Below are 8,032 nucleotides of genomic sequence, written 5' to 3'. Positions count from 1 at the left end.
CTGCCGCCCGAGCCCGCCCGGTCACCGAGCGCGCCACGCGTGGCCGCCGAGCCGGAGAGCGGGACTGCGACGGGGGCCGACCCCGGCGAACCGCGCGGTCGGGGCCGGCCGAAGCTCGGCGTCGTCGGCAAGGAAGTCACCCTGCTGCCGCGCCACTGGGACTGGCTGGCCGCCCAGCCGGGCGGGCCGTCGGTCGCCTTGCGCAAGCTGGTGGACGAGGCCCGCCGGGCCGAGGGGCCGCGCGCAGCGAGCCGCGCCGCCCAGGAAGCCGCCTATCGGGTGATGTCGGCACTGGCCGGCGATCTCCCCGGCTATGAAGACGCCCTGCGCGCCCTGTTCGCCGGCGACCGCGCCGGCTTCGAAACCCGCATCGCCGCCTGGCCACAGGACGTGGCCGCCTACGTGACGCGCCTGGCCTTCGGCGGGGTGTGAAGCCTGCGACGACAGCTGGTGACTGGATCGACTGAAAGTCGTTCCTGTCACCATGTGCGCGGGATGTGGCCGATTGTGCCCGGTTTCCTGATGGAGGGAAGGTGACGGTTACCCCTTCGGGGAAACAGTCACCGGCCTTCGCCTTTCGCGCCTTTGCCCATCCTTGCACCAGCGCCGGCGGCCCGGCAGATCACGTCTCCGTCGGCAGCGCCACCGTAACGAGCCAGCGGCGGACGACGGTTTCGTGGTCGGCGTCGAGGCCGGCGAGCAGGCTGTCGTCCAGCGTCTGCATGCGGCTGCGAGCCTTGGCCAGCACGGCGCGGCCGGGGGCGGTCAGACTGATCGCCAGGATACGGCCGTGCACCGGATGCGGCTCACGGGTGATCAGGCCGGCGCGGTCGAGATTGCCGACGATGACGGCGATGGTCTGCGGCGTCAGCAGCGCGAGGCGGGCGAGGTCGGCGCCGGAGAGACCGGGATAGGCGGCGAGCATGGTCAGCACCGTGAACTGCGGTGGCGTCAGGTCGAGATCGGCCAGCGCCGTTTCGGCCCGCTGGCGATAGGCATGCGCCGCCTGCCGCAGCAGGTACCCCATATGGCCGTCCTCGCCGCGCTTGCCCTCGCCGGGCGCCGGAAGGAACATGGGAACGGGCGACTTGCTCATTATCAAAGCTCTGATATGTTGTTCGTGCTCTGATATTATATCCAGCCCAGGGAGATGGAAAGCCATGACCGACGTTCCCCACGGTCCTTTCGCCTATGAAGACTTCGCCAAGGGCCTGCCGGCCGCCCATGCGGCGCTGATCGCCCTCGGCAAGGCGGTGGACGAGACGGGGCTGGAAAAGCTGCTGACCGAACTCGTCAAGCTGCGCGTCTCCCAGATCAACGGCTGCGCCTTCTGCCTCGGCTTTCACCTCAACCTTGCGCGCAAGCTGGGGCTGGACGGTCGCAAGCTCGATCTTGTCGCCGCCTGGCGCGAGGTGGACCTCTATTCGCCCCGCGAGCGGGCGGCGCTCGCCTGGGCCGAGCGGCTGACGCTGCAGGCACGCCTGCCGGTGCCGCCGGCGGACGCGGCGGAAATCGAAGCCGCCTTCTCGAAGAGCGAGATCCTGGCGCTGACCGTCTCGATCGCCACCATCAACGCCTGGAACCGCATCGCCGGCGCCCTGGCCTTCCCGCCGCCGGCGTGACGGCCAGGGCTGGCGAGCGCCGGACGGCGGACCTACGGGAAAATCCTACCGTGCTTCACCGACAAAGCGGGAAAGATCGTTCCGGGCCGGTCCGTAGTTTCGATTATTATACTTAGATTATCGACTAAATCTCTTTATCATCGTCTCCAGATCGAACGCCACCCCGCGATCCGGAGCCTGCGCCATGAATGCCGCGACCCATCCCCTTCTGCCTGTTCACGCCGACGCCCCGGCGCTGAAGCGGGCGATGCGCAGCCTGGCCGGCGGCGTGTCGGTGATCACCGCCGGCACCGGCGACCGGCGCAGCGGCGCGACGGTGACCTCGGCGCATTCCTTCTCCATGGAACCGCCGACCATGGTGGTGAGCCTCAACCTCTCCTCCTCGACCTGGCCGGTGGTGCGCGACTTCGGTCATTTCGCCGTCAACATCCTCGCCCGCGACCAGCAGGCCATTGCCGACCGATTCGCCGGCGGCGGCGGCCTCAAGGGTGCCGAGCGCTATGAAGGTGCCGGCTGGACCACGCTGGAAACCGGCGCGCCGCTGCTGGTCGGCGCGCTCGCCGCCATCGACTGTACGGTGGACGAGGTGATCGAGCGGCACAGCCACGCGCTGGTGTTCGGCCGCGTGCGGGCCGTGCTCGGCAACGGTGGCGACTGTCTGCTCTATGCCCGCGGCGGCTATGGCGGCTTTGCCGCCGCGTGATCCGCAAGCCCCTTGCTTCAAGCCATATCCCCCACGCCGTCGTCACGGCGCGGATCGACCTTGCCTTGCCTGAACACGCGAAATTTTCAACCTGAAAGGACCTTTCCCATGACCCGCAAGATCCGTCTCGGTGCCTTTCTTCCCGGCGGCGGCCAGCATATTGCCGCCTGGCGCCACCCTGACCAGCCGCTCGACAGCGCCGTCAACATCGAGTTCCACAAGGATCTCGCCCGCACCGCCGAGCGCGGCCTGTTCGACGCCTATTTCCTCGCCGACGGCCTCTCCATCGGCTTCACCGGATCGCGCGAGGGCGGCAATGCCAAGGCGGCCGGCTTCGAGCCGGTGACGCTGTTCGCCGCGCTCAGCCAGGTGACGACGCATCTCGGCTTCATCGCCACCTCCTCGACCACCTATGAGGAGCCCTATACGACGGCGCGCAAATTCGCGTCCCTCGACCTGATCACCGGTGGCCGCGCCGGCTGGAACGTGGTGACCACCACGGGCGACGCCACGGCGCAGAATTTCAATCTCGACGTCCAGCTGCCGCATGCCAAGCGCTACGAGCGGGCGTCGGAGCATGTGGCCGTGGTCAAGGCCCTGTGGGACAGTTTCGAGGATGATGCCTTCGTCCGCGACCGCGAGAGCGGCGTCTTCTACGACCGCGACAAGCTGCACGAGACCAACCACGTCGGCGCGCATTTCAAGGTGCGCGGGCCGCTCAACGTCTCGCGCTCGGCCCAGGGCCATCCGGTGATCGTGCAGGCCGGCCAGTCGGATGTGGGCCGCGATCTCGCCGCCGAGACGGCGGAGGTGATCTTCACCGCCCATCAGTCGCTCGCCTCGGCGCAGGAATTCTACGCCGACATCAAGCGCCGCACCGCGGCCCGCGGCCGCAATCCCGACCACGTGCTGGTGATGCCGGGCGTCGCGCCCTTCGTCGGCCGCACGCGCGCCGAAGCGCAGGAGAAATACGATCGCCTGACCAGCCTGATCCTCGAGGAAGACGGCATCGGCCTGCTCAACGGGCTGACCGGCGGCACGCTCGATCTCAAGGGCTTCAACCTGGACGGCCCGCTGCCGCCGGTGCCGCAGACCGAGGGCATGAAGAGCCGGCAGGCGCTGCTCAGGCAGATCGCCGACGAGCACAATTTCACGATCCGTCAGCTCTATCAGTGGGTTGCCACGGCGCGCGGCCATTACACCATCGTGGGCACGCCCGCCGACATCGCCGACCAGCTGCAGGAATGGTTCGAGAACGGCGCCGCCGACGGCTTCAACATCCTGCCGCCCTGGCTGCCGACCGCGCTCGACGACTTCGTCGACCTGGTGATCCCGGAACTGCAGCGGCGCGGCCTGTTCCGCACCGCCTATGAGGGCAAGACGCTCAGGCAGAACCTCGGTCTGCCCTATGCGGTCGACCGCTGGACCGCCGCCCGCACCGCCGCCGTCGCGGCGGAGTAAGGCCGGAAGAGGAGGGACTGACCATGACCATTCAGGACGTGGAGACATCGCTGGTTCTGGGCGCGGACGGCGCCCGGACCGCCTCGACGGGAGCCATCGGCGCCAGGGCGCTGCGGCTTGCCGGCGAGCTTGCCACCCGCTTCGGCGCGCTGATTGCCTTCGCCCTGCTCTGGGAATATGGCGGCCGGCTCGGCTTCCTCAACGCGGCGGTGATCCCGCCGCTCTCCGACGTGATCGCCGCACTGTGGGATGGTCTCGTCAGCGGCCCGCTGAGGGAGGATCTCGGCATCAGCCTGACGCGCGCCGGAATCGCCTTCGGCGCCGCCACGGCGCTCGGCATCCCGCTCGGCCTCGTCATGGGGCAGCTGCCGGCGGCCGAAAGGCTGATCGACCCGCTGTTGCAGCTGTTCCGCCAGACCTCGGCGCTGGCGCTCTACCCGGTGTTCATCCTGCTGATGGGCCTCGGGGAAGCCTCCAAGGTGTTCGTCATCTTCTGGGCGACGGCCTTCCCGATCCTGCTCGCCACCATCGGTGGGGTGAAGGAAGTGGACGGCAAGCTGATCGAGATGGCGCGCGTCTATGGCGCCGGGCGGCTCACCATCTTCGCCCGCGTGGTGCTGCCGGGCGCCATCCCGCAGATCTTCGTCGGCCTGCGCCTGTCGGCCACTTCGGCGCTGCTCATGCTGATCGCCGCCGAGATGATCGGCGCCAACCACGGCGTCGGCTTCCAGGTGATGAACGCGCAATACAATTTCCAGATCCCCCTGATGTTCGCCGCGATCATCCTGCTGGCGCTGCTCGGCCTTGCCGCCAACTACGCCATCCTCGCCCTGCAGCGGCGCCTCTGCCGCTGGAACGCGGCGGGGTGAGGGGCGGCAGGAACCAATCGAGCCCTCTCCCCCCTTGCGGGGGAGAGTGGGAGAGAGGGGTAAACCCCAGCCAACCAGAAACCGCCTTCGACAACACTTGAGTTCGCCGCCCTGCCTTCCCCTTCGCGTGAAGGCGGTTAGCCCGCAAACCCCTCTCTCCAACTCTCCCCCGCAAGGGGGGAGAGGGTCTGGAGGAGGTTCCGGTGCGAACTGACAGGCGGCGTCCACATCCCCTACAACCCAACCCCAAAGGACCCAGCATGAACGCCCTCTTGCGTCACCTCACCCTCTCGATCGCCGTTGCCGGCACTCTCGCCTTCGGCGCGTCCACCCTCACCGCCAAGGCCGAAGAGGTCACCATCCGCTATCTCGCCAGCCAGGGCGGCATCGCCCCGCATGAGCTGGCCGAGTATCTGGGCTATTACAAGGATGCCGGCATCAAGCTCGATCGCATCGGTTACGCCAAGGGCGGGCCGGAGTCGCTGTTCGCGCTGGCATCGGGCAATGTGGAGCTCGGCAGCGCCGCCACGCCGGCCGTGCTGAATTCCATCGCCGGCGGCAACGACTTCGTGGTCGCCTATCCCTCCAACGGCGTCAATCAGACGGTGAAGAGCACCTTCTACGTGCTCGACGACAGCCCGATCCACGACATCAAGGACCTCGCCGGCAAGACCATCGCCATCAACACGCTCGGCGCCCATCTCGACTATACCGTGCGCGAGGCCTTCCATCAGGCCGGCCTGCCGGAGACCTCGGCCAATCTGATCACCGTGCCCGGCCCGCAGCTCGAACAGACGCTGCGGTCGAAGCAGGTCGACGTGGCCGCCATCGGCTACTGGCAGCAGACCTTCGGCGGCGCGCTCTTGAAGACCGGCGGCGTCCGCGCCGTGTTCACCGACCAGCAGGTGCTCGGCGACATCGCCGGCGGCTTCGTGGTGCTGCGCCGCGACTTCATCGCCGCCCATCCCGACACGGCAGCCGCCTTCGTGACCGGCGCCGCCAAGGCCTCCGACTGGGCCAACGCCCATCCCGACGAAGCCCGCGCCACGCTGGCCAAGATCCTGAAGGCGCGCGGCGAGAACCCGGACATCGCCCAATACTGGCTCGGCTTCGGCCTGCGCGCCGGGGCTGCCACCGAGCCACACGACCTCACCTTCTGGATCGACACGCTGGAGCGCGGCGGCAAGATTCCCGCCGGCAAGCTGAAGCTCGAAAACATCCTGTTCGATCCCAAGACCAAGACCGCCGCCAAGTAACCGCCTGGAGCACCCGCCGATCAGGTTGACACAACCTGATCGACAAGCGGCTGCTCAAACTCTTGAATCTGGAGCGATTTCTCTTCGACCTGATGATTTCGTCAGGTCGGAACGCGCTCTGAAGGAGCTGTTGCCATGTCCGCAGTGCAAAAAGAGATCCGCGGCGAGGTGTCGATCCGTCGCCTCTCCAAGGCTTTCACGCTGAACGACCGCCGCCTCGACGTGCTGAAGGGGCTCTCCCTCGACATCCGCTCCGGCGAATGCCTGGTGATCGTCGGCGCCAGCGGTTCGGGCAAGACGACGCTCCTGCGCATCCTCGCCGGCCTCGAAAAGGCCGACGCCGGCGAGGTGGACATCGACGGCCGGCCGGTGGCCGGCGTCGGGTCGGAAAGGGCAGTGATCTTCCAGGAGCCGCGCCTGTTGCCCTGGCTCACCGTGCTTCAGAATGTCACCTTCGGCCTTGACGTGCGCGGCTGGTCGAAGGGCCGGGCGGAGGCGGAAGCGCGGCACTATATCGAGCTGGTCGGCCTCGCCGACTTCGCCGATGCCTATCCGCGCCAGCTCTCCGGCGGCATGGCCCAGCGCGTCGGCATCGCCCGGGCGCTGACCGTGCGGCCGGAAATCCTGCTGCTGGACGAGCCGCTCGGCGCGCTCGACGCCATGACCAAGATCGCCATGCAGGAGGAGCTCTCCCGCATCTGGCGCGAGGAAAAGGTGACGATGGTGCTGGTCACCCATGATCTTGAAGAAGCGATCTATCTCGCCGACCGCGTGCTGGTGCTGCCGAAGACCAAGGCCCAGCCGCCGCGCCTCATCGACGTGAACCTGCCGCGCCCGCGCGAACGGTCGAGCGCCGATTTCGTCGCCCTGCGCGAGGAGCTGCTGGCCGAATTCGGCCTGCACTGATACCAAGTGGCATTGAAAATGACTCTTGGAATTCCGCTTTCGAATTTCTCATGCCTTTGATGCAGATGAGAAATTCGAAATCTCTTCCATGAGCCGATGCGTCAGCATCCCGGCGAGTTGGTATGAGGCCACCTGGTCGCCCGACCGGGACATTTGGGACCCGAATGTCCTGTCTTGTCCGCTAGTGGAGCGACTTTGACATTTGAGTCCCGGATGACATCGGCCTCGCGCTCAAATGTCAAAGTCTAAAGCTCCACTAGAAACAGAGACTTGCTAGTGGTTCTCATGATTCTGACATTTGCTCGACGGGTGGTATCAGGCGGATGCAAATGTCAGAATCGAACCACTAGCGCCGGGCCCGGAAGAAATCGCGCAGCAGCGCGGCGGCTTCCGCCTCGGCAATCCCCGAATAGACCTCCGGCGCGTGATGGCAGCCCGCAGAGGCAAAGAAGCGGACATTGTGATCCACCGCGCCGCCCTTCTCGTCGCCCGCGCCATAATAGAGCCGGCGCAGGCGGGCAAAGGATATGGCGCCGGCGCACATGGTGCAGGGCTCGAGCGTCACATAGAGATCGCAGCCGATCAGCCGTTCCGACCCGATCGCCTGGCCGGCGGCGCGCAGCGCCAGCACCTCGGCATGGGCGGTGGGATCGTTGAGCTCCAGCGTGCGGTTTCCCGCCGCCGCGATCACCGCGCCCTCGCGCACCACGACCGCCCCGACCGGCACCTCCCCCCGCGCCGCCGCCGCCCGCGCCTCGTCAAGCGCCCGCGCCATGAACCCGCTATTGACCGCCGACCGCTGCATGCTCTCCGTATCCGCTTTGTGCTCCTTGCCGGACCATAATGCGGGCCGCCCGCGTTGGCGAGGGGCGGCGATGACGTGGAAACCAATCTGCGACCCTGGGCAGCTGCAAGCCGCCCGCCCCTCCCCCAATCCAGCCCCCACCGGAACCAAGCCGCACTCTCTCCCCTCTTGTGGGGGAGAGTTGGAGAGAGGGGTACCCCGTCCAATTCGCCTCGCCCTCGCCGGTCGAGCACCCATCTGGAACAAGAGACAGCTTCATGTTTTCGGTTGCTCACCCCTCTCCCTGTCCCTCCCCCGCAAGGGGGGAGGGGACGAGGTGGGAAGGGGGATGCGAGCCTTCGAAGTCGGGGCACTGTCCGCCCCACCCTCCAGCCCCCGCCGGAACCAAGCCGCACTCTCTCCCCCCTTGC

General features: G+C 67.4%; 9 protein-coding genes. 7 read left to right on the top strand and 2 right to left on the bottom strand.

Annotated features, from left to right (window positions below; translation table 11 throughout):
* Positions 1-432, top strand: a 432-nt coding sequence (locus L2I41_RS21295; protein ID WP_237155639.1) for a DUF2239 family protein, incomplete at its 5' end; no start/stop codon positions are given.
* Positions 433-622: 190 nt separating this feature from the next.
* Here the strand turns inward: L2I41_RS21295 and L2I41_RS21290 are convergent.
* Entirely contained in the window at positions 623-1,096 is a 474-nt protein-coding gene (locus L2I41_RS21290) for a MarR family winged helix-turn-helix transcriptional regulator (RefSeq protein ID WP_237155638.1), read from the bottom strand.
* A gap of 64 nt (positions 1,097-1,160) precedes the next feature.
* On the opposite strand from L2I41_RS21290, the gene L2I41_RS21285 reads away from it, so the two are divergent.
* The 6 genes from L2I41_RS21285 to L2I41_RS21260 all read left to right on the top strand — a co-directional run bounded on the left by L2I41_RS21285 (position 1,161) and on the right by L2I41_RS21260 (position 6,817).
* Positions 1,161-1,622: a carboxymuconolactone decarboxylase family protein gene (locus tag L2I41_RS21285; protein WP_237155637.1), complete on the top strand. Its 462-nt coding sequence runs from the start codon at positions 1,161-1,163 to the stop codon at positions 1,620-1,622.
* Between the two features lie 184 nt (positions 1,623-1,806).
* The gene (locus tag L2I41_RS21280) at positions 1,807-2,325 is read left to right on the top strand and encodes a flavin reductase family protein (RefSeq protein ID WP_237155636.1); all 519 of its coding nucleotides are present in this window, start codon (positions 1,807-1,809) and stop codon (positions 2,323-2,325) included.
* Positions 2,326-2,433: 108 nt separating this feature from the next.
* On the top strand, positions 2,434-3,786 hold the full coding sequence (locus L2I41_RS21275) for an LLM class flavin-dependent oxidoreductase (RefSeq protein WP_237155635.1): 1,353 nt from the start codon (positions 2,434-2,436) through the stop codon (positions 3,784-3,786).
* Positions 3,787-3,809: 23 nt separating this feature from the next.
* A complete protein-coding gene (locus tag L2I41_RS21270) occupies positions 3,810-4,655 on the top strand; it encodes an ABC transporter permease (protein ID WP_237155634.1) in 846 nt (281 codons plus the stop codon).
* A gap of 260 nt (positions 4,656-4,915) precedes the next feature.
* On the top strand, positions 4,916-5,911 hold the full coding sequence (locus tag L2I41_RS21265) for an ABC transporter substrate-binding protein (RefSeq protein ID WP_237155633.1): 996 nt from the start codon (positions 4,916-4,918) through the stop codon (positions 5,909-5,911).
* A 135-nt stretch (positions 5,912-6,046) separates the two neighbouring features.
* A complete protein-coding gene (locus tag L2I41_RS21260) occupies positions 6,047-6,817 on the top strand; it encodes an ABC transporter ATP-binding protein (RefSeq protein ID WP_237155632.1) in 771 nt (256 codons plus the stop codon).
* A gap of 346 nt (positions 6,818-7,163) precedes the next feature.
* Here L2I41_RS21260 and L2I41_RS21255 read toward each other — a convergent pair whose 3' ends face one another.
* Complete coding sequence (locus tag L2I41_RS21255) at positions 7,164-7,622, bottom strand: nucleoside deaminase (RefSeq protein ID WP_237155631.1); 459 nt, start codon at positions 7,620-7,622, stop codon at positions 7,164-7,166.
* Positions 7,623-8,032 lie beyond the last annotated feature (410 nt).

This window comes from Oryzibacter oryziterrae (assembly GCF_021864535.1).
Lineage (GTDB): Bacteria > Pseudomonadota > Alphaproteobacteria > Rhizobiales > Pleomorphomonadaceae > Pleomorphomonas > Pleomorphomonas oryziterrae.
This window is presented reverse-complemented; position numbering and strand designations above follow the sequence as displayed.

Bases quoted from the DNA above. Each gene is read 5' to 3' on its own strand.
- L2I41_RS21275 (WP_237155635.1), top strand. From the start codon at position 2,434: ATGACCCGCAAGATCCGTCTCGGTGCCTTTCTTCCCGGCGGCGGCCAG.
- L2I41_RS21290 (WP_237155638.1), bottom strand. From the start codon at position 1,096: ATGAGCAAGTCGCCCGTTCCCATGTTCCTTCCGGCGCCCGGCGAGGGC.
- L2I41_RS21270 (WP_237155634.1), top strand. From the start codon at position 3,810: ATGACCATTCAGGACGTGGAGACATCGCTGGTTCTGGGCGCGGACGGC.
- L2I41_RS21280 (WP_237155636.1), top strand. From the start codon at position 1,807: ATGAATGCCGCGACCCATCCCCTTCTGCCTGTTCACGCCGACGCCCCG.
- L2I41_RS21285 (WP_237155637.1), top strand. From the start codon at position 1,161: ATGACCGACGTTCCCCACGGTCCTTTCGCCTATGAAGACTTCGCCAAG.
- L2I41_RS21265 (WP_237155633.1), top strand. From the start codon at position 4,916: ATGAACGCCCTCTTGCGTCACCTCACCCTCTCGATCGCCGTTGCCGGC.
- L2I41_RS21255 (WP_237155631.1), bottom strand. From the start codon at position 7,622: ATGCAGCGGTCGGCGGTCAATAGCGGGTTCATGGCGCGGGCGCTTGAC.
- L2I41_RS21260 (WP_237155632.1), top strand. From the start codon at position 6,047: ATGTCCGCAGTGCAAAAAGAGATCCGCGGCGAGGTGTCGATCCGTCGC.